Source organism: Micromonospora sp. SH-82 (assembly GCF_051132485.1).
GTDB lineage: Bacteria > Actinomycetota > Actinomycetes > Mycobacteriales > Micromonosporaceae > Micromonospora.
Genome location: NZ_CP148049.1, coordinates 5,969,829 through 5,988,202, shown reverse-complemented (window position 1 = coordinate 5,988,202; position 18,374 = coordinate 5,969,829). Strand labels below are relative to the sequence as shown.

21 protein-coding genes and 1 riboswitch are annotated in these 18,374 nt (G+C 72.4%); of the genes, 14 read left to right on the top strand and 7 right to left on the bottom strand.

All coding sequences use genetic code 11. The features are described from left to right. Positions 1–83 precede the first annotated feature (83 nt). The 9 genes from WHN02_RS26290 to WHN02_RS26250 all read left to right on the top strand — a co-directional run bounded on the left by WHN02_RS26290 (position 84) and on the right by WHN02_RS26250 (position 7,701). Positions 84–1,142, top strand: coding sequence for a PhoH family protein (locus WHN02_RS26290; protein WP_434741314.1), 1,059 nt, complete (start codon positions 84–86; stop codon positions 1,140–1,142). Positions 1,143–1,199: 57 nt separating this feature from the next. After that, entirely contained in the window at positions 1,200–1,673 is a 474-nt protein-coding gene (gene ybeY, locus WHN02_RS26285) for an rRNA maturation RNase YbeY (RefSeq protein WP_350895026.1), read from the top strand. Further along, complete coding sequence (locus WHN02_RS26280; RefSeq protein ID WP_434744082.1) at positions 1,649–3,061, top strand: hemolysin family protein; 1,413 nt, start codon at positions 1,649–1,651, stop codon at positions 3,059–3,061. The genes ybeY and WHN02_RS26280 overlap by 25 nt, the downstream gene beginning before the upstream one ends. Further along, the gene (locus tag WHN02_RS26275; RefSeq protein ID WP_434741313.1) at positions 3,054–3,437 is read left to right on the top strand and encodes a cytidine deaminase; all 384 of its coding nucleotides are present in this window, start codon (positions 3,054–3,056) and stop codon (positions 3,435–3,437) included. The genes WHN02_RS26280 and WHN02_RS26275 overlap by 8 nt, the downstream gene beginning before the upstream one ends. 46 nt (positions 3,438–3,483) lie before the next feature. Further along, on the top strand, positions 3,484–4,383 hold the full coding sequence (era, locus tag WHN02_RS26270; RefSeq protein ID WP_434741312.1) for a GTPase Era: 900 nt from the start codon (positions 3,484–3,486) through the stop codon (positions 4,381–4,383). A gap of 168 nt (positions 4,384–4,551) precedes the next feature. Further along, complete coding sequence (locus WHN02_RS26265) at positions 4,552–5,667, top strand: acyltransferase family protein (RefSeq protein ID WP_434741311.1); 1,116 nt, start codon at positions 4,552–4,554, stop codon at positions 5,665–5,667. A gap of 54 nt (positions 5,668–5,721) precedes the next feature. After that, entirely contained in the window at positions 5,722–6,549 is an 828-nt protein-coding gene (gene recO / locus WHN02_RS26260; protein ID WP_434741310.1) for a DNA repair protein RecO, read from the top strand. 32 nt (positions 6,550–6,581) lie between these two features. Then, positions 6,582–7,376 (top strand): isoprenyl transferase, encoded by a 795-nt coding sequence (locus tag WHN02_RS26255; protein WP_434744081.1) that lies wholly within the window; start codon positions 6,582–6,584, stop codon positions 7,374–7,376. 139 nt (positions 7,377–7,515) lie between these two features. Then, positions 7,516–7,701, top strand: coding sequence for a hypothetical protein (locus WHN02_RS26250; protein ID WP_350895020.1), 186 nt, complete (start codon positions 7,516–7,518; stop codon positions 7,699–7,701). 165 nt (positions 7,702–7,866) lie between these two features. Here WHN02_RS26250 and gndA read toward each other — a convergent pair whose 3' ends face one another. Further along, positions 7,867–9,309 carry an NADP-dependent phosphogluconate dehydrogenase gene (gene gndA / locus WHN02_RS26245; protein ID WP_434741309.1) on the bottom strand — a complete coding sequence of 481 codons (1,443 nt, stop codon included), beginning with the start codon at positions 9,307–9,309 and terminating at the stop codon, positions 7,867–7,869. 350 nt (positions 9,310–9,659) lie between these two features. Here gndA and WHN02_RS26240 point away from each other — a divergent pair, with 350 nt between their 5' ends. Next, positions 9,660–9,956 (top strand): hypothetical protein, encoded by a 297-nt coding sequence (locus tag WHN02_RS26240; protein WP_434741308.1) that lies wholly within the window; start codon positions 9,660–9,662, stop codon positions 9,954–9,956. A 97-nt stretch (positions 9,957–10,053) separates the two neighbouring features. On the opposite strand, the gene WHN02_RS26235 is transcribed toward WHN02_RS26240, so the two are convergent. From WHN02_RS26235 to WHN02_RS26225, 3 genes are all read right to left on the bottom strand, one after another. Further along, positions 10,054–10,854, bottom strand: coding sequence for an energy-coupling factor transporter transmembrane component T family protein (locus tag WHN02_RS26235; protein WP_434741307.1), 801 nt, complete (start codon positions 10,852–10,854; stop codon positions 10,054–10,056). Next, positions 10,841–12,295: an ABC transporter ATP-binding protein gene (locus tag WHN02_RS26230; protein WP_434741306.1), complete on the bottom strand. Its 1,455-nt coding sequence runs from the start codon at positions 12,293–12,295 to the stop codon at positions 10,841–10,843. Before WHN02_RS26230 ends, WHN02_RS26235 begins: the two co-directional genes overlap by 14 nt. Before the next feature lie 80 nt (positions 12,296–12,375). Then, positions 12,376–12,966 (bottom strand): ECF transporter S component, encoded by a 591-nt coding sequence (locus WHN02_RS26225; protein WP_434741305.1) that lies wholly within the window; start codon positions 12,964–12,966, stop codon positions 12,376–12,378. Positions 12,967–13,039: 73 nt separating this feature from the next. Then, a riboswitch (TPP riboswitch) is annotated at positions 13,040–13,146 on the bottom strand. A gap of 234 nt (positions 13,147–13,380) precedes the next feature. On the opposite strand from WHN02_RS26225, the gene WHN02_RS26220 reads away from it, so the two are divergent. From WHN02_RS26220 to WHN02_RS26205, 4 genes are all read left to right on the top strand, one after another. Further along, the gene (locus tag WHN02_RS26220; protein WP_434741304.1) at positions 13,381–14,508 is read left to right on the top strand and encodes a permease; all 1,128 of its coding nucleotides are present in this window, start codon (positions 13,381–13,383) and stop codon (positions 14,506–14,508) included. Then, positions 14,505–15,269: a TIGR03943 family putative permease subunit gene (locus WHN02_RS26215; RefSeq protein WP_434741303.1), complete on the top strand. Its 765-nt coding sequence runs from the start codon at positions 14,505–14,507 to the stop codon at positions 15,267–15,269. Before WHN02_RS26220 ends, WHN02_RS26215 begins: the two co-directional genes overlap by 4 nt. A 28-nt stretch (positions 15,270–15,297) precedes the next feature. Continuing rightward, positions 15,298–16,122, top strand: coding sequence for an alpha/beta fold hydrolase (locus tag WHN02_RS26210; RefSeq protein ID WP_434741302.1), 825 nt, complete (start codon positions 15,298–15,300; stop codon positions 16,120–16,122). Between the two features lie 147 nt (positions 16,123–16,269). Continuing rightward, entirely contained in the window at positions 16,270–16,761 is a 492-nt protein-coding gene (locus tag WHN02_RS26205) for a DUF6328 family protein (RefSeq protein WP_434741301.1), read from the top strand. 165 nt (positions 16,762–16,926) lie between these two features. On the opposite strand, the gene WHN02_RS26200 is transcribed toward WHN02_RS26205, so the two are convergent. From WHN02_RS26200 to WHN02_RS26190, 3 genes are all read right to left on the bottom strand, one after another. Next, positions 16,927–17,532: a hypothetical protein gene (locus WHN02_RS26200; protein ID WP_434741300.1), complete on the bottom strand. Its 606-nt coding sequence runs from the start codon at positions 17,530–17,532 to the stop codon at positions 16,927–16,929. A gap of 116 nt (positions 17,533–17,648) precedes the next feature. Next, positions 17,649–18,050 carry a Fur family transcriptional regulator gene (locus WHN02_RS26195; protein ID WP_434741299.1) on the bottom strand — a complete coding sequence of 134 codons (402 nt, stop codon included), beginning with the start codon at positions 18,048–18,050 and terminating at the stop codon, positions 17,649–17,651. Continuing rightward, a complete protein-coding gene (locus tag WHN02_RS26190) occupies positions 18,047–18,346 on the bottom strand; it encodes an ArsR/SmtB family transcription factor (RefSeq protein WP_350895010.1) in 300 nt (99 codons plus the stop codon). The genes WHN02_RS26195 and WHN02_RS26190 overlap by 4 nt, the downstream gene beginning before the upstream one ends. Positions 18,347–18,374 lie beyond the last annotated feature (28 nt).

The window sequence follows — 18,374 nt, the reverse complement described above, 5'->3', positions numbered from 1 at the left end:
GGGAGACAACGTTCGTACGCCGTCGGTCAGCAGTGCCGGCGCAGAGTTCGAGAGCAGGTGGCGCAGGGCCGCTGGCCCGACCTATGACCGGTACCCCACCTCCCGGCCCGACCCGGGCACAGACCAGGATCACGGTCCCCGACTCGAAGATCATGGTCAACCTGCTCGGTGCGGGGGACGAGATCCTGCGCCTGGTCGAGCGCTCGGTCGACAGCGACGTGCACGTGCGCGGCAACGAGATCACCATCACCGGTGAACCCGCCGACAACGCCCTCGCCGAGCGTCTCTTCAGTGAGCTGCTCGAACTGATCGAGAAAGGCGAGACCCTGACCACTGACGCCGTCCGGCGTACCGTCGGCATGCTCGAGCAGGGCGGCTCCGAGCGGCCCGCCGAGGTCCTGACGCTCAACATCCTCTCCCGGCGGGGTCGCACCATCCGCCCCAAGACCCTGGGGCAGAAGCGGTACGTCGACTCCATCGACTCGCACACCATCGTCTTCGGCATCGGCCCGGCCGGTACCGGCAAGACCTACCTCGCCATGGCGAAGGCGGTCCAGGCGTTGCAGGCCAAGCAGGTCAACCGGATCATCCTGACCCGGCCGGCGGTCGAGGCCGGTGAGCGGCTGGGCTTCCTGCCCGGCACCCTCAACGAGAAGATCGACCCCTACCTGCGTCCGCTCTACGACGCCCTGCACGACATGCTCGACCCCGAGTCGATCCCGAAGCTGATGGCGGCGGGGACGATCGAGGTCGCTCCCCTGGCCTACATGCGCGGCCGGACGCTCAACGACGCCTTCATCATCCTGGACGAGGCGCAGAACACCACGCCCGAGCAGATGAAGATGTTCCTCACCCGGCTGGGCTTCAACTCCCGGATCGTGGTCACCGGTGACGTCACCCAGGTCGACCTGCCCGGCGGGACCACCAGCGGGCTGCGGGTGGTCCGGGACATCCTGTCCGCGGTGGAGGACGTGCACTTCGCCCAGTTGTCCAGCTCGGACGTGGTCCGGCACCGGCTGGTCGGGGAGATCGTCGACGCGTACGCCAGGTGGGACGCCGAGCAGGAGAACGAGCAGGCGCAGACCGTACGGGCCGTTCCGGGGCGGGCCGCCCAGGGCGGCCGGGCCGGCCGACGCCGCTGACGCGCCGGCACGTCCGCCGAGCCGTTCCCACCACAGTCATCGAAGCAGGGGAAACAGTTGTCCATCGAGATCGCGAACGAGTCCGGTGCCGAGGTCGACACCGACGCCGTGCTCGCCGTCGCCCGGCACGCCCTCGACGAGATGGGGGTGAACCCCCTCGCCGAGCTCTCCGTGCTGCTCGTCGACATCGACTACATGGCCGAGCTGAACCACCGTTGGATGGGCGGCGACGGGCCGACCGACGTGCTCGCCTTCCCGATGGACGAGGGAAGCGTCGACCACGGGCCGGGGGAGAACAGCAGCCCCGGCGGTGAGCCGGCGCTGCTGGGCGACATCGTGCTCTGCCCGGAGGTGGCCACCAAGCAGGCGGCCACCGCCGGGCACCCGACCGCCGACGAGCTGCACCTGCTCACCGTGCACGGTGTGCTGCACCTGCTCGGGTACGACCACGCCGAGCCGGAGGAGGAGCGGGAGATGTTCGCCCTCCAGGCCCGGCTGCTGTCGAGCTGGCGGTCGACCCGAGCCCGGTGATGGACACCCCGACACTCGCGGCCGAGGCCGGCACCGGCCTGCCCGACCTGCAACTGATCTTCTCGGCGGCGGGCCTGGTGGTGCTCGCCGGGCTGATCGCGATGACCGAGGCCGCGTTGAGTGCGGTCTCCCCGGCCCGCGCCGCCGAGCTGGCCCGGGACGGTTCGCGGGGGGCCCGGACCCTCCAGGTCGTCGCCGGGGACGTGGTCCGCCACCTCAACCTCCTGCTCCTGCTCCGGCTGCTCGCCGAGTTGACCGCCACCACGCTGGTGGCGCTGGTCGCGGTGGACACCTTCGGGGCGGGGTGGCGGGCGGCGTTGATCACCGCCGGGGCGATGACAGTGGTCAGCTTCGTGGTGGTCGGGGTCGGCCCGCGTACCCTCGGCCGACAGCACGCGTACGCGGTGGCTCGGGCCGCCGCCCCGCTGGTGCGGTGGCTGGGCCGGGTGCTCAACCCGTTGGCCTCGCTGCTGATCCTGATCGGCAACGCGGTCACCCCGGGGCGGGGTTTCCGGGAGGGACCGTTCGCCACCCAGGTGGAGCTGCGGGAGCTCGTCGACCTCGCCGAGGAGCGCGGGGTGGTCGAGCACGGCGAACGCCAGATGATCCACTCGGTCTTCGCCCTCGGTGACACCCTCGCCCGGGAGGTGATGGTGCCCCGTACCGACCTGGTCTGGATCGAGCGGGGCAAGACCCTCCAGCAGGCGTTGGCCCTCTTCCTCCGCTCGGGCTTCTCCCGGATCCCGGTGATCGGGGAGAACGTCGACGACGTGCTCGGGGTGCTCTACCTCAAGGACCTGATCCGGCGGACCCAGGGTGGGGCGGCGGAGGACCTGAGCTGCGAGGTCTCCGAGCTGATGCGCCCGGCCACCTTCGTGCCCGAGTCCAAGCCCGTCGACGACCTGCTGTCGGAGATGCAGGCGGCCCGCAACCACCTGGTCATCGTGGTCGACGAGTACGGCGGCACCGGCGGTCTGGTCACCATCGAGGACATCCTGGAGGAGATCGTCGGGGAGATCACCGACGAGTACGATGTCGAGAGTCCGCACGTCGAGCGGCTCGCCGACGGGGCGGTCCGGGTCACCGCCCGGCTCCCGGTCGAGGACCTCGGCGAACTGTTCGACACCGAGTTGCCCGCCGACGACGTGGAGACGGTCGGGGGGCTCCTCGCCCAGGCCCTGGGTCGGGTGCCGATCCCCGGGGCGGCGGCCGAGGTGGCCGGGCTCCGGTTGGTGGCCGAGGGCACCACCGGCCGGCGCAACCGGATCGACACCCTGGTGGTCACCCGGGTGACTGCCGCCGACGGACCCGAGCGGGGACACGGTCCGCAGGGCGACCCCCGTGACGACGACAACCACACCGAGAAGAGGCAATCCGCTGATGCCTGAGCCATCTGCTGCACCGGCCCGGCCCACCCCGTCCGATTCCGCCGTCCTGGGCGCCGAGGACACCAAGCTGGTGGTGCTGGCCCGGGGTGCACGGGGCCGGGTCGGGGCGGTCGAGGGCGCAGCGGTTCGTGACCAGGACGGGCGGACGTACGCCGGGGCGAGCGTGTCGCTTCCGTCGCTGACCCTCACCGCGCTCCAGCTCGCGGTCGCCGCAGCGGTCGCCGCCGGGGCCACCCGGTTGGAGGCCGCAGTGGTGGTGTCCGAGGCGTCGACGCTCGACGGTGCGGGACACGCGGCGGTGCGGGACCTCGCCGCCGACGCCCCGATCCACGTGGCGGCCCCGGACGGCACCCTCCTCGGCACGGTGAACGAATGAGCAGCAGGACCACGGTGGCAGGCGGCGTGACGGTGGGGGTACGACGGTGACCGAGGTTTCCGGGCAGCGGCCGTACCGGGCCGGTTTCGCCTGCTTCGTGGGTCGCCCGAACGCGGGGAAGTCGACGCTGACGAACGCGATCGTCGGCCAGAAGATCGCCATCACCTCGAACAAGCCGCAGACCACGAGGCACGTGATCCGGGCGGTGCTGCACCGGCCGGAGTCGCAGCTCGTCCTGGTCGACACCCCCGGTCTGCACCGTCCCCGTACGTTGTTGGGCGAGCGCCTCAACGACCTGGTCCGCACCACGTGGAGCGAGGTCGACGTGATCGGTCTCTGCATCCCGGCGAACGAGCCGGTGGGGCGGGGGGACCGGTTCATCAGCGGCGAGCTGGCCGAGTTGAAGGCCACCGTCCTGGCCGTGGTGACCAAGACCGACCTGGTGGACAAGAAGCGGTTGGCCGAGCAGTTGCTGGCGGTCAGCGAGTTGGGCGAGTTCGCCGCCGTGGTGCCGGTCAGCGCGGTCTCCGGGCACCAGGTGGACACCCTGGTCGACGTGATGACCGACTACCTTCCGCCGTCGCCGCAGCTCTATCCGGACGACATGCTCACCGACGACCCGGAGCAGGTCATGGTGGCGGAGCTGATCCGGGAGGCGGCGTTGGAGGGGGTCCGGGACGAGCTGCCGCACTCGATCGCGGTGGTCGTCGAGGAGATGATCCCCGAGGGTTCCCTGACCAAGATCTACGCCGACGTGTACGTGGAGCGGTCCAGCCAGAAGGCGATCGTGATCGGTCACCGGGCGAGCCGGCTCAAGGAGGTCGGTACGACCGCCCGGCGGCAGATCGAGGAGCTGCTCGGCACCCGGGTCTACCTGGACCTGCACGTACGGGTGGCCAAGGACTGGCAGCGCGACCCGAAGCAGCTGCGCAAGCTCGGCTTCTGAGGCTCCGAACCGTCGAGGAGCCTTGGTGTTCCGCCCGTTTGGCACTTTATGCGCGAGTCGCCTGGGTGGGATATGTCACGGGGAGGCGGGTTTGATGGCTGTTTCCCCGACCCACGCCACAGGGTAGAGGGGTTTGTGTCTTCCTGCCCCCGCCCCGGAAGCCGCCTGATGCGTAACCGCTACCTGGATCTTCTCCGTTTCCTGGCCATCGTCCGGGTCGTGGTCTACCACGTCACCGGGTGGGCCAGCCTGACGCTGATCTTCCCGGCCATGTCGGTGATGTTCGCCCTCGCCGGGTCCCTGATGGCCGCCTCGCTGAGCCGTACCGGGGCACCGGCGGTGGGCCGCCGACTCCGGCGGCTGCTGCCGTCCCTGTGGGTGGTGGCGCTGCTGTTCGTACCCGCGATGCTCTTCACCGGCCTGGAACCGACCTGGCGGGTGGTGCTCTGGCTCTTCCCGGTGGCCGACCCGCCGGCCAACGGCTGGGGTGCCCTCGCCCTGAGCCCCATCTGGTACCTGCGGGACTACCTCTGGTTCGTCCTCGCCTCCCCCGTGGCGCTCTGGCTGTTCCGTCGGGCACCGCTGCCCACCCTGCTCGCCCCGTACCTGGTGCTGGTGTCGATCGAGATGGGGGTGCTGGCCGAACCGTCACTGGTGGTCCGGGAGTTCGCCCTCTACTTCGGGGCCTGGATGCTCGGGTTCGCCCACCACGACGGCATGCTGCGTCGGCTGGCCAACCGGGTGTTCGTCCCGGTCGTGGTCCTGGTCGGCGGGGCGGGCGCGGCCTGGATCCTCACCCACCCGGGAAACCGGGGGTACGACATCAACGACATCCCCCTCGGCAACGCCCTCTGGTCGGCCGCCTTCATCCTGGTGGCGCTGGGTCGGGCGCCCTCCGGTGCCGCCTGGGTGGACCGCAACGCGGTCTTCGGCCGGACGGTGACAGTGTTCAACAGGCGGGCGCTGACCGTCTACCTCTGGCACATGCCCTTCGTCGTCGCACTCACCCCGCTGGTCGACGTGGTCGGCTGGTCCCACCAGGACCCGGTCGGTCTGGCCATCCGGGTGGCGCTGGTCTTCGCCCTGGTCGGCGTGGTCACCGCCCTGGTGGGCTGGGTGGAGGACGTGGCAGCCGGACGTCCACCGCAACTCCTGCCGGGCGGCCCCCGCCCGGCACCCCGCAGCACCCGAGCCGACGAGCCGTCGACGCGGGCCGAACCGCCCGGCCCGACGGAGCAGACCCCGGCCGTCGAGGAGGAGGGCGCGGCGGCGCGGACCCGGTGACCCCGGGTCGGGGGAGGTGCGCGTCGACGCCGGTCGGCAGGGGACAATGACCGGATGGCCGGATACCGTCGACAGCTCTACCGCGACGACGCGGTGGTCCTGCGGGTGCAGAAGCTCGGCGAGTCCGACCGGATCATCACCCTGCTGACCCGGCGGCACGGCCGGTTGCGGGCGGTCGCCCGGGGGGTCCGCCGGACCACCAGCAAGTTCGGTGCCCGGCTGGAGCCGTTCGGACACGTCGACCTGCAACTGGCCGGCGACCCGAAGGGGGAGCACGGCAGCTCCCTGCACAGCGTCAGCCAGGTCGAGGGGATCGACCTGTTCGGCAAGCGGTTCCTCGGTGACTACTCCCGCTACACGGCGGCCAGCGCCGTCGCCGAGACCGCCGAACGGCTCACCCCCGTCGAGCGGGAGCCGTCGTTGCGGTTGTTCCAGCTCACCCTCGGCGCGCTGCGGGCCCTGTCGGTGGGGGAGCACGCCACGACCCTGGTGCTCGACGCGTACCTGCTGCGGGCGATGTCCCTGGCCGGTTGGGCTCCGGCGCTGATCGCCTGCGCGGTCTGCGGCACCCCGGGGCGGCACCGGGCGTTCTCCGTACCGGCGGGGGGTGCGGTCTGTCCGGACTGCCGACCGCCCGGCGCGGCCCACCCCGCCCCGGCCACCGTCGACCTGATGTCCGCGCTGACCTCCGGGGACTGGCGGATCGCCGACGCCACCGACCAGGGGGTACGCCGGGAGTGCAGTGGACTGGTGGCGGCGCACCTCCAGTGGCACCTGGAACGCGCGCTACGCTCGCTGCCGCTGGTCGACCGGGGCGCCCCGACGGCCGGACCGACCCCGAAGGCCGCTGGGGGCGGCGTACCCAGGGAGATGACCGAGTGATCCGATCCAAGTCGACCCGTCGGCGCGAGCCGGTGCCCCCGACCCCGCATCCGTCCGGTGCCCGCCCTCCGGCGCTGCCGTCGGAGGCGCTGCCCAAGCACGTGGCGATCGTGATGGACGGCAACGGCCGATGGGCCAAGGAGCGTGGACTGCCCCGGACCAAGGGCCACGAGCAGGGGGAACACAGCCTCTTCGACACCGTCGAGGGCGCGATCGAGTTGGGCATCCCCTACCTGTCGGCGTACGCGTTCTCCACCGAGAACTGGCGGCGTTCGCCGGACGAGGTCCGGTTCTTGATGGGATTCAACCGGGACGTGATCCGCCGCCGTCGGGACCAGCTCGTCGAGCTGGGGGTGCGGGTGGTCTGGTCGGGGCGGGCCGGTCGGCTGTGGAAGAGCGTCATCTCCGAGTTGCAGACCGCCGAGGAGATGTCGAAGGACAACACCAGGTTGACCCTCCAGTTCTGCGTCAACTACGGCGGGCAGGCGGAGATCGCCGACGCCGCCGCCGCGATCGCCCGGGACGCCGCCGCCGGTCGACTGGACCCGGCCAAGGTCACCGAGAAGACGGTGGCGAAGTACCTCTACCACCCGGAGGTCCCCGAGGTGGACCTCTTCCTGCGCCCCTCCGGGGAGCAGCGGATCTCCAACTTCCTGCTCTGGCAGACCGCCTACGCCGAGCTGGTCTACCTCGACACCCTCTGGCCGGACTTCGACCGTCGGCACCTGTGGTACGCCTGCGAGTTGTACGCCCAGCGGGACCGCCGCTTCGGTGGGGCACTGCCCAACCCGGTCGCCCCGGTCGTCGCCGGTCCGTCACAGCCCTGACCCGTCGCGCAGGCCTGCCCATCGCGCAGGCCTGACCCGTCGCGCAGGACCTGGTGTGGCGCCCAGGCCGCAGGAGGCTTAGCGCGGGCGGTGACTGGGTACCACTGACGTCAGGAGCCACTGACGGAGGTGAACCAGGATGATCCGCAAACGTGTCGGCCAGTGGGCGGTGATGGCCGTGGCGGTGCCGTTGGCAGCCGCCGGGGCACGCCGACTCAGCCATTCGCTGGAGGCCCGTCGTGGCCCGTCGCGGGCGAGCCGCCTGCTCGGCAGGGGCGCCGACGTGCTGCGCCCGCAGCGGGCCAGGCGCCGCCGGTTCTGGTGACGAACCCGGACGGGTGACGCCGGGGGAACAGGGTCGGGGGACGACCCACACAGGGGAGAGGGCCGTCTCGTGCCGACGTGGTGAACGTCGGCACGAGACGGCCCTCGTGTGTCCCCGACCCGGCCGCTCCAGCGGTGACCGGGCCGGGGACGGTGTCGCCAGAGGTCAGCCGGTGACCTCGGTCCGACCGGCGGCCCACAGGGTGTGGAAGCTGCCCTCGCGGTCCACCCGCTGGTAGGTGTGGGCCCCGAAGTTGTCCCGCAGCCCCTGGATCAACGCGGCCGGCAGCCGCTCGGCCCGCAGCGCGTCGAAGTAGGACAGCGACGAGCCGAACGCCGGTGCCGGTACCCCGGCCCGGGCCGCGTCCGCCACCACCCGACGCCAACTCGGCACCCCGGCGCTGACCGCCTCGGCGAAGTAGGGCGCCACCAGCAGGCTCGGCAGGTCCGGCTGGTCGTCGTAGGCCTGCTTGATCCGGTCCAGGAAGCGGGCCCGGATGATGCAGCCGCCCCGCCAGATGGTGGCGGTGCTGCCCAGGTCGATGTTCCAGTCGTACTCGGTGCTCCCGGCCCGGATGTGGTCGAAGCCCTGCGCGTACGCGACGATCTTCGAGGCGAGCAGGGCCCGCCGGACGTCCTCGACGAACGCGTCCCGGTCGGTGACCTGCCACGGCTCACCCGCGTCGGGGAACGCCTGCCTGGCGGCCTCCCGCTGCCCGGCGTGCCCCGACAGCGACCTGGCGAACGTCGCCTCGGCGATGCCGGTGATCGGGATGCCGAGGTCCAGGGCGCTCTGCACCGTCCACCGGCCGGTGCCCTTCTGCTCGGCCCGGTCCAGCACCACGTCGACGAAGGGCGCACCCGTGTCGGCGTCGGTGTGGGCGAGCACGTCGGCGGTGATCTCGATGAGGAAGGACTCCAGCTCACCGGTGTTCCACTCGCGGAAGATCTCCGCGATCTCCGCCGGCTTCGCGCCCAGACCGGCCCGGAGCAGGTCGTACGCCTCGGCGATGAGCTGCATGTCGGCGTACTCGATGCCGTTGTGCACCATCTTGACGAAGTGCCCGGCACCGTCCGGCCCGACATGGGCGCAGCACGGGGTGCCGTCCACCTGAGCGGCGATCTTCTCGAAGATCGGGCCCAGCTTCGCGTACGACTCGGCGGAGCCGCCGGGCATGATGCTCGGCCCGAGCAGCGCTCCCTCCTCGCCACCGGAGACGCCGGTGCCGACGAAGTGCAGCCCGTGGCCGCGCAGCGACTCCTCTCGGCGTCGGGTGTCGGCGAAGTGGGCGTTGCCCGCGTCGATGACGATGTCGCCCTCTTCGAGGAGGGGTACCAGGTCGTCGATGACCGCGTCGGTGGGGGCACCCGCCTTGACCATGATGATGACCGCGCGTGGCCGCTCCAGTGCGGCGACGAAATCGGCCAGGGACTCGGCCGGCACGAACACGCCCTCGTCGGCGTGCTCGGCCACCAGCTTGCGGGTGCGCTCCGGGGAGCGGTTGTGCACCGCCACGGTGAACCCGTTGCGGGCCAGGTTGCGGGCCAGGTTGCGGCCCATCACCGCCAGCCCGGTCACGCCGATCTGCGCCGTCGGCTGTTCAGTCATCCGTTCCGCCACCTTCCACGTCGGCCTGCTGAAGGAGACCGTATCGTGGCCGCCGCGCAGGCCGGCGGGGAGATCGACGCCGTGTCAGCAGGTGGTCGCGTCGGGCCGGGGCGGTTAATTCGGGTGCGCGGTGACGCACCGACGGGTTACGGTCCACCCATGCGTATCTGACGCCCTGTTGTCGAGCCTGGCCCGCCGCCGTTGCCGTGGGCCTGTGTTCCCGGGCGTCCGCACCCCTTCACCGCCGTCTGTCGACGTCGCGGACCGGGTCCGGCCCGGGGCACCCGTTCCCCGCTCGCTGCGACCGTCCCGGTTCCTCCCGGACGGTCCCCCGCAGAAGGAGGCGCCCCTTGGCTGCCAAGCGCAAACCGAAGAAGTCGCGTACCCCGTCGCCGAACCCGTCACGGACCGTGGTGACGCCACCGGACCAGACCGGGCCGACGGTGGCCCCGACGACGGTGCCGGCCCTGCCGGTGTCGTCGACCCCGTCGGCCCCGACAGGGCCGGTGCTGCCGGTGTCGTCGGCTCCGTCCGTCCCGACCCCGCCGACCGCCGGACCGCCGGTGCGGGGTGCGTCGGGTGGCCGGGCCGGCGGGCGCGGTCGACAGGCCGCACAGAACCGCCGCTACGCCTTCCGGCGCAGCTGATCGGCGGGGGCGGCCGACGGTGTCGCCCCTCTCGGCGGTGTCGGCGGGCCGACGGTTCCCGGACGGGGACCGGGGTCGGTGCCGACACCGCCGGGGGTCAGCCGATCAGGGGGCGGAAGGTGCCCAGGGCGACGCTGACCGTGATCGCCCCACCGGCCAGCGCCGCAGCCCCGAGGACCAGGAGGGTGTCGGCGGTGGTGAACCGTTGCCGCCGGGCGACGGTACGCGGGGTGTCGGCGTCGAAGCCCCGGGCGTCCATCGCCACCGCCAGTCGGGTGCCCCGCCGGATCGCGCCGACGAGCAGGGTGAACGCGGTCGAGGCGAACAACCGGACCTTGGCCACCGGGTTACGTCCCGCGTCGACCCCACGGGCCCGGCGGGCCATGCTGATCATCTGCCACTCCTGCGTCAGCAGCGGCACCAGCCGAAACGCCGCCAGGGCCCCGATGGCGAACCGGGCGGGGGCCTTCGCGTTCTGGACCAGCGCGTCGGCCAGGTCGGTCGGGTCGGTGGTGGCGAAGACGATCACCCCGGGCAGCGCCACCGCGAACATCCGCAACACCAGTCCGAGGGCGGTGACCAGCACCCCCGAGGTGACCAGGACCGGACCCAGCTCGACAAGCGGTGGCCCGGACCGGTCGGCGGCGAAGAGCACCAACGTGACGAGGACGCCCACCGCGCCGATCAGCAGCGGCCACGCCCGTCGGGCCAGCACCCGGTACCGGACCCCGAACAGCGGCAGCACCGCCAGCTCGACGGCGATGGCGACGGCGGGGGCGACCGGGTCGAGGGTGGCGATCAGCACGATCGAGAAGACGAGCGCCGCCGCCAGCTTCGCCACCGGGTTGCGTCGGGCCAGCGGCGCCCCCGGTGCGGCCACCGGCTCAACCTGGAGCATCGACACCTCCGGCGTCCGCGACGTCGTCGGCGCGCCGCAGGGTGACGGTGCGGTCGGCGAGGGCGGCGACGAAGTCCGGGTCGTGGGTGACAGTGACGATCCCGTGTCCGGCGTCGCGCAGCTCGGCGAGGAGGTCCACCAGCTCCAGCCAGGTCCGCCGGTCCTGACCGAAGGTGGGCTCGTCGCAGATCAGCAGGCGGGGGGCGGTGGCCAGCGCTGTCGCCACGCTCAACCGCCGCGCCTCCCCACCGGAGAGGGTGTACGGGTTGGCGTCGGCCAGCCGGGTCAGCCGCAGCCGGTCCAGCAGGGCGTCCACCCGGACCCGGACCTGCTCCGGTGTCCGGCCGGTACGGCGGGGACCCAGGGCCAGCTCGTCCCGGACGGTGCTGGTGACGAACTGGTGCTCCGGGTCCTGGAACACCGACCCGATCCGCCCGGCCAGGGCCGGGGCACGCCACCGGTGCGGCGGTGTCCGGGCGTCCCGCCCGGCCAGGTCGACGGCGGCTGTCACCCGGCCGGTGCCGGGGCGCAGCAGTCCGCCGAGCAGGAGCGCCAGGGTGGACTTGCCGGCCCCGTTCGGGCCGCGTACGGCGAGCGCCTCACCGGCTCGTACCGTCAGGTCGGTGGCGGCCAGCCGGGGTGGCAGGCCGAGCCCGTCGGCGGTGAGCAACGCGGCACCCGCCGGGGTGCGCGCCCGACGCGGCGGGACCGGACGGCCCGGCACCCACACCCCCTCGGCGGCGAGGGCGTCGCCGTGCGCGGCGAAGACCGCCTCCGGCGTCCCGTCGGCCCGGACCCCACCCCCCGCTTCGAGGACCACCACCCGGTCGACGAGGCGCAGTGCCTCCGCGACCCGGTGCTCCACCAGGACGAGGGTGGTCTCCTCGTCCAGCGCGGTGTGGACCGCGTCGCGGACCAGTTCCGCCCCGGTCGGGTCGAGGTTCGCCGTCGGTTCGTCGAGGAGCAGGAGTTCGGGGCGCAGGGCGAGCGCCCCGGCCAGGGCCAGGCGTTGCTGCTCGCCGCCGGAGAGCGCCGCGGTGGGCCGGTCCCGGTGGTACGGGAAGCCGACCCGACGCAGCGCGGCGTCGACCCGGGGCCAGATCCGGTCGGCCGGCACCCCCCGGTTCTCCAGCCCGAACGCGACGTCGTCGCCGCTGCGGGCCATCACCAGTTGGGTCTGCGGATCCTGGAAGACGATGCCGACCCGCTCCCGGTCCTTGCGGGGGTCGATCCCGTCGATCTCGACGGTGCCCTCCTGCTCACCGGAGTCGTCCGGCAGCAGCCCGGCCAACGCCGCCAGGAGGGTGGACTTGCCCGCCCCGGACGGACCCAGCAGCAGGACCCGCTCGCCGCGCTCCACCCGCAGGTCCACCCCGCGTACCGCCCACCGCCTGCGCCCCGCGTGCCGCCACCCGAAGCCGCGTACCTGCACCATGCTCACGCGCCGGCTTCCTCCCGCTCGTCGACATCGGGCCGACCGGTCGGCCCGTCGACGGTGGGGCTGACCGGCCGGCGGTGGGGTCAGACCAGGGTACGGTCGCGGCCGGCCGGGAACCGGTCGAGCACACCGGTCCCGGCGAGGGCCCGGGTCAGGTAGTGCCCGCCGACCCCGGCGATCAGGGCGGCGCTGACAACGGTCAGGGCGGCGTACGGCAGACGGTAGCTGACCAGCGCGTACTCGACGTTCCAGGTGAAGAAGTCGAACAGGGCCGCACTGAGCCCGGTCAGCGCCCCGGCCAGCACCGCCACCGGCAGCCGGAAGGAGCGGTACCGGAACGCGGCGAACGCCAACTCGGCACCGAGTCCCTGGATCAGCCCCTGCACGATGGTGATCCCGCCCCACTCGGAACCGAGCAGCGCGGAGACCGTCGCGGCGACCGCCTCGCAGAACAGGGCGGCTCCGGGCTTGCGGATGACCAGCCCACCGAGGACGGCGGGCACCAGCCAGACGCCGTACATGATGGCCTGGCTCGCCGGGGCGGCGGCGAAGGCCGGGTCGACGGCCCGCCAGAGCAGGCCCCAGGCCCAGAAGATCACCCCGAAGGAGACGGCGATCACGGCGGCGACCACGATGTCGATCGTCCGCCAGCGGTTGTTGTCGGTGTGGCTCACGTGGATGCTCCCAGTTCCGGACACGAACCAGGAGAAGACGCACGCCGCGTCCGGGTCACCGGACGGCGACGCGGCTGAAGGTCGACCGAGCTCCCTGCGCTGGAATTACCCAGATCAGGTTCGAGGGTCTGCGGGTGGTGACCCGCACTCTCAGCGCTGTGCGCTCCCCTGTCGGAGTTGAAGTTGTCTCGTGACGCTAACACTGCGGAGTTTGGCCCGGCAAAGTGATCTTTTCGCTGCTCGTGACGGCGTTCACCATGCGGGTTGCCGACGTCGTCCACACCCCCGGCGTGGCCGTATCGACGCGACCCGTTGCGGAGAAGTACGCTCGGCCCGCCGTCGCCGTCGCCCGAGGCGGTCCGGTGGAGACCGGGGCGTCGACGAGGGCGCGCGTCGTGGGTGGAGGGACTGCTGATGAACGACGGCGACCCGACCACTGCCGACCGACCGGCCACCACTGTCGAGCGCCCGGCCGACGGTGAGCGGGCGACCACCACGGCCGAGGGGGCGGATCCGCCCGCAGGTCGACCGGATCCGTCGGGGACGCCGCCGGGTGGCTCCCCGGGCGGTGACGGGGGGCGACGCCTCCTCGGTGACCGGATCGGCTCCGTCGAGGTGCTCGCGGCCCTGCTGATCCTCCTGGTCTTCTTCCGGGACCCGATCGCCGGGGTGCTGTCGGACCCCCGGCTCCAGACCTGGACCACCGTCTTCGTCTCGATCATGGTCCAGGCGGCGCCGTTCCTGGTCTTCGGGGTGGTGCTCTCGGCGGTGATCGCGGTCTTCGTGCCCCGCTCGTTCTGGGCGCGGGCACTGCCCCGGCGACCCGGTCTCGCCGTACCGGTGGCGAGTGCTGCCGGATTCGTCCTCCCGGGGTGCGAGTGCGGGTCGGTGCCGGTCGCCGGTTCGCTGATCCGTCGTGGGGTCACCCCGGCCGCCGCCCTTGCCTTCCTGCTGGCCGCCCCGGCGATCAACCCGATCGTGCTGACCGCCACGGCGGTCGCCTTCCCGGGGAACCCCGAGATGGTCGTCGCCCGGGGACTGGCCAGCCTGGTCGTCGCCGTGATCATGGGGTGGCTCTGGCTGCGGCTGGGGCGGGCCGACTGGATCAAGCTGCCGCACCGGCCCGACCTGGACGGACTCTCCCGGGGCGCGGCCTTCTGGTCGGCCGTCCGACACGACGTCATGCACGCCGGTGGCTTCCTGGTGCTCGGGGCGATGGCGGCGGCCAGCATCAACGTCCTGGTCCCGGAGCGGTGGTTGCAGACCCTCGCCGACGACCCGGTCCTGTCGGTGATCGCCCTGGCCCTGCTCGCCGTCCTGCTCTCCCTCTGCTCGGAGGCGGACGCCTTCGTGGCGGCGTCGCTGTCCCAGTTCTCCCTCACGTCCCGGCTGGTGTTCCTGGTGGTGGGTCCGATGGTCGACCTCAAGCTCGTCGCGATGCAGTCCGGGGTCTTCGGCCGCCGGTTCGCCTACCGTTTCGCCCCGGCGACCTTCGTGGTGGCGGTGACGGTGGCCGTGGCCACCGGGGCGGTGCTGCTGTGAACCGGCAGGCCCAGGCGGTCATCCTGCTCCTGTTCGGCGGGGCGGTGGTCCGGGCCGGGGTCACCGACCTGCACCTGCGCTATGTGAAGGCGGGGCTGCAACCGTTCCTCGTCGCCGCCGGGCTCGCGCTGGTCGCCGCCGCCGTGATGACCCTCTGGTACGAACTGCGCCCCCTCCTGCCCCGACGGGTGTCCACCCCGGCCCGCAGCGCCACAGTGGTCTCCGCCGACGAACCGGCCCCCGCCGGCCACGGCCACACCCACCACGAGCCCCGGGTCGGCTGGCTGCTCCTGTTGCCGGTGCTCGGCCTGCTCCTCGTCGCTCCGCCGCCCCTGGGGTCGTACTCGGTCAGCCGGGCGGGCACCACGATCTCCGCCGACGGGCTCTCCGACTACCCGACCCTCCCGCCCGGCGACCCGGTGCGGATCACCGTCCTCGACTACGCCTCCCGGGCGCTGTTCGAGGCGGGGGAGTCCATCGGCGACCGGCGGGTCCAGTTGACCGGCTTCGTGGTCACCGGCCCCGACGGGCAGCCGATCCTGGCCCGGATGGTGCTCTCCTGCTGCGCCGCCGACGGACGTCCGGTGAAGCTGGGACTGACCGGTCAGGTACCCGCCGGGCTCCCCGACGACACCTGGGTGGAGGTGGTCGGCAGGTACACCGACCGGATCGGGCGGGACCCGGTCAACGACGCGGAGATCCCGTTCGTCGACGTGGAGACCTGGCGGGAGGTGCCGGCCCCGAAGCAGCCGTACGAGTAGGGCCGTTCTGGTGGGGTATTTTGCGATCATGCTGGTCGAAGCGCGAGATCTCACCTTCGAAGTCCGTACCGGCGGGCCCACCGACGGCGTACCGGTGCTCCTGCTGCACGGCTTCCCCCAGCACGGTGGGGAGTTCGACGAGGTCGTCCCGGCCCTGCACGCGGCCGGGCTGCGCACGTACGCGCCGGACCAGCGGGGGTACTCGCCGCAGGCCCGGCCGACCGAGGTGGCCGACTACCGGATCGGCGAGTGCGTCGCCGACGCGGTCGCCCTCCTCGACGCCCTCGACGCGCCGACCGCCCACGTCGTCGGTCACGACTGGGGTGCCCTGGTCGCCTGGCGTCTGGCCGCCGGGCACGCCGACCGGGTGCGGACCCTCACCGCCGTCTCGGTGCCGCACCCGACAGCCATGGCGTACGCCATGCGTGCGGACCCCGAGCAGAAGGACCGGTCGGCGTACATCGGACTGTTCCGGCAGACCGGTACGGCGGAGGATGTCCTGCTCGCCGACGACGCCACCGCCCTGCGGTCGCTGCTGTCCGGGGTCGGCGACGCCGATCGGGTGGCCCGCTATCTGGAGCCGATGCGTCGGCCGGGAGCGTTGACCGCCGCCCTGAACTGGTATCGGGCCATGTCTCCGGCCGATCTCGCCGAGGTCGGGCCGTCCCGGGTGCCGACCACGTACGTCTGGAGCGACGAGGACCCGGCGGTGGGACGGACCGCCGCCGAGGCGTGCGCCGGTCAGGTGACGGGGGAGTACCGCTTCGTCGAGTTGCCCGGGGTGAGCCACTGGATCCCCGACGAGAGGCCCGGGGCGTTGGCCGAGGCGATCCTCCACCGGATCGGCGCGTGACGATTTCCCAGGTGGACGGGGTGGGGCACCCGAGGGTGGCGACAGTGACAGATGTGAGTGGGTTTCGCGCTGTGGTGGTCGGGGCAAAGGCGTTGTCGCTCGACGGGGGTGGCCCCCGTGGGCGGTACGTCTTCCCGGAGGTAGCGCGTGTCCAAGGAAACCGAGAAGCAGCGCTGGCAGCGTAACTTCGCCGACCTGCTCCAGGAGTTGCGCGTCGCGCAGACCGGCGTGCAGATCCTCTTCGCCTTCCTGCTCACCCTGCCGTTCAGCGCCGGTTGGGACGGGACCACCGCCTTCCAGCGCGACGTCTACATCGTGGCGTTGCTGGCAGCGGCGGCGGCCACCGCGATGATCATCTCGCCGGTGGCGTTCCACCGGGCGCTGTTCCGCCAGGGTCGCAAGCCGGAGCTGGTGCGGTTCGCCCACCGGATGGCCAGCGGTGGCCTCTTCTTCATGCTGATCGCCATGGTCAGCGCGGTCATGCTGGTGACCGACTTCGTCCTGCCCTGGTGGGTGGCCCTGGTGCTCAGCGGCCTCACCGGCGTCTGGTTCCTGACGTTCTGGGTGGCGCTACCGTTCAGCAGGCGCAACTGGGGCGAGGCCGATCTGGACGACGACGACGACACTCCGAACCCCTGAGGTCCGACGCAACGGGGGCGAGACCGACCTCGACGACACTCCGAACCCCTGAGGTCCGACGCCCGTCGTCGCCGAGCCCGGACCCGGCCCGACCGCCACGGCTTCGGTCCGCTGCCCCCGGGAGGTCTCCCGGGGGCAGCGCCCGTCTGCGGACCCGCCCGCGCCTCAGCGACGGCTGCGGACGCCCAACCGGCGCAGCTCCAACTCGGCCAACGCGTTCACCGTGGCGTCGTCACCGCGTCGCCACGCCTGCGCCACGTCGGGGGAGACCCGGGTCAACCGCCGTACCGGCTGGTTGGTCAACGCCCGCAGGGCCAACAGGTCCCGTCCCGCCGGGACGGCGGCCAGCGCCGCCGCCGAGGCGGCCCTGCGCATCCAGCGCAACCGCAGCGGCAGCCAGCCGAACACCACCAGACCGATCGGGAAGACCAGCACCGCCACCGCCAGGGCCAGTGCCAGCTGGTCGACGAGTTCCTGCTGGTCGCGGCCGGCCTCGGCCATCGCCCGGGCGGCCCCGGCGGCCCGCTCGAAGGGGGCGGTCAGCTCGTCGCCGACGAGCGGCACCCGGCCGACCTTCCCGCCGGCGTCGGCCAGGTTGTCGGCCAGCCCGCCCCCGGCCCCCTCCAGCTTCTGCCCGGGTACGGCGAGTCTCTCGACCAGGTCGTGCAGCCAGAGCGCGCCCCGGATCGACACGTACACCCAGGCGACGACGAGGAGATCGGTGAGGAGTTGACGGACGGCGACGGGGGAACGGTCGGCGTAGATTTTCACGCCGGTCAGCGTGCCACGCACCCGCCCGCCCGTCGATGTCCCCGTTTTGCGGGGCAGACCGGCCTGGTCAGCCGGGTCGTCCTGGTCGCCCCGGTTGCCCGAAGGCGGCGGGGTGGTCAGCCGGAACAGGTCGGGCAGGTCCCGAAGATCTCCAGGGTGTGGCTGACGTCGGTGTAACCGTGCTGCGCCGCGACCCGCCCGGCCCAAGTCTCCACCGTCGGCCCGGCCACCTCCACGGTCCGGCCGCAGGAGCGGCAGACCAGGTGGTGGTGGTGTCCCTCGCTGCACCGCCGGTAGAGGTGGTCGCCGCCGGGCATCCGCATCACGTCGATCTCGCCCGAGTCGGCCAGCCCCTGCAACGTGCGGTAGACGGTGGTCAGCCCCACCCGCTCACCCCGCCCCCGCAGCATGGCGTGCAGGTCCTGGGCGCTGTGGAACCCGTCGACCTCGCTCAACAGGGCGCTGACCGCGGTGCGCTGTCTGGTGTTGCGGACGGTTCCGGTGCCTGCCTCGGTCATGATCCCTCCCCGGCGTGGCTGACCGCATCCGCCACGATGTGCGCGACGTGCTCGTCGACAAGCGCGTACGCGATCTCCCGACCGCGTCGCGAGCCGCGTACGACCCCGGCTCCGCGCAGCACCCGCAGGTGCTGGGAGACCAACGGTTGGGTCGTGCCGAGCTTCTCCACCAGCTCGTGAACGCAGCGTTCCCCCTCGGCCAGCTCGCTGACGATGGCCAACCGGATGGGCGCCGAGAGGGCGCGCAGCAGTTCGCTGGCGCCCTCGTACGCGTCGTACCCGGTCGTGCTGGTCACCGTGCAACGGTAACCGTTAGCACCAGCC

What these genes read in the sequence shown, in the direction of transcription:
- WHN02_RS26290 (WP_434741314.1), top strand. Translation starts at nt 84, where the DNA reads ATGACCGGTACCCCACCTCCCGGCCCGACCCGGGCACAGACCAGGATC.
- WHN02_RS26275 (WP_434741313.1), top strand. Translation starts at nt 3,054, where the DNA reads ATGCCTGAGCCATCTGCTGCACCGGCCCGGCCCACCCCGTCCGATTCC.
- WHN02_RS26265 (WP_434741311.1), top strand. Translation starts at nt 4,552, where the DNA reads ATGCGTAACCGCTACCTGGATCTTCTCCGTTTCCTGGCCATCGTCCGG.
- recO (WP_434741310.1), top strand. Translation starts at nt 5,722, where the DNA reads ATGGCCGGATACCGTCGACAGCTCTACCGCGACGACGCGGTGGTCCTG.
- WHN02_RS26250 (WP_350895020.1), top strand. Translation starts at nt 7,516, where the DNA reads ATGATCCGCAAACGTGTCGGCCAGTGGGCGGTGATGGCCGTGGCGGTG.
- gndA (WP_434741309.1), bottom strand. Translation starts at nt 9,309, where the DNA reads ATGACTGAACAGCCGACGGCGCAGATCGGCGTGACCGGGCTGGCGGTG.
- WHN02_RS26235 (WP_434741307.1), bottom strand. Translation starts at nt 10,854, where the DNA reads ATGCTCCAGGTTGAGCCGGTGGCCGCACCGGGGGCGCCGCTGGCCCGA.
- WHN02_RS26220 (WP_434741304.1), top strand. Translation starts at nt 13,381, where the DNA reads ATGAACGACGGCGACCCGACCACTGCCGACCGACCGGCCACCACTGTC.
- WHN02_RS26210 (WP_434741302.1), top strand. Translation starts at nt 15,298, where the DNA reads ATGCTGGTCGAAGCGCGAGATCTCACCTTCGAAGTCCGTACCGGCGGG.
- WHN02_RS26195 (WP_434741299.1), bottom strand. Translation starts at nt 18,050, where the DNA reads ATGACCGAGGCAGGCACCGGAACCGTCCGCAACACCAGACAGCGCACC.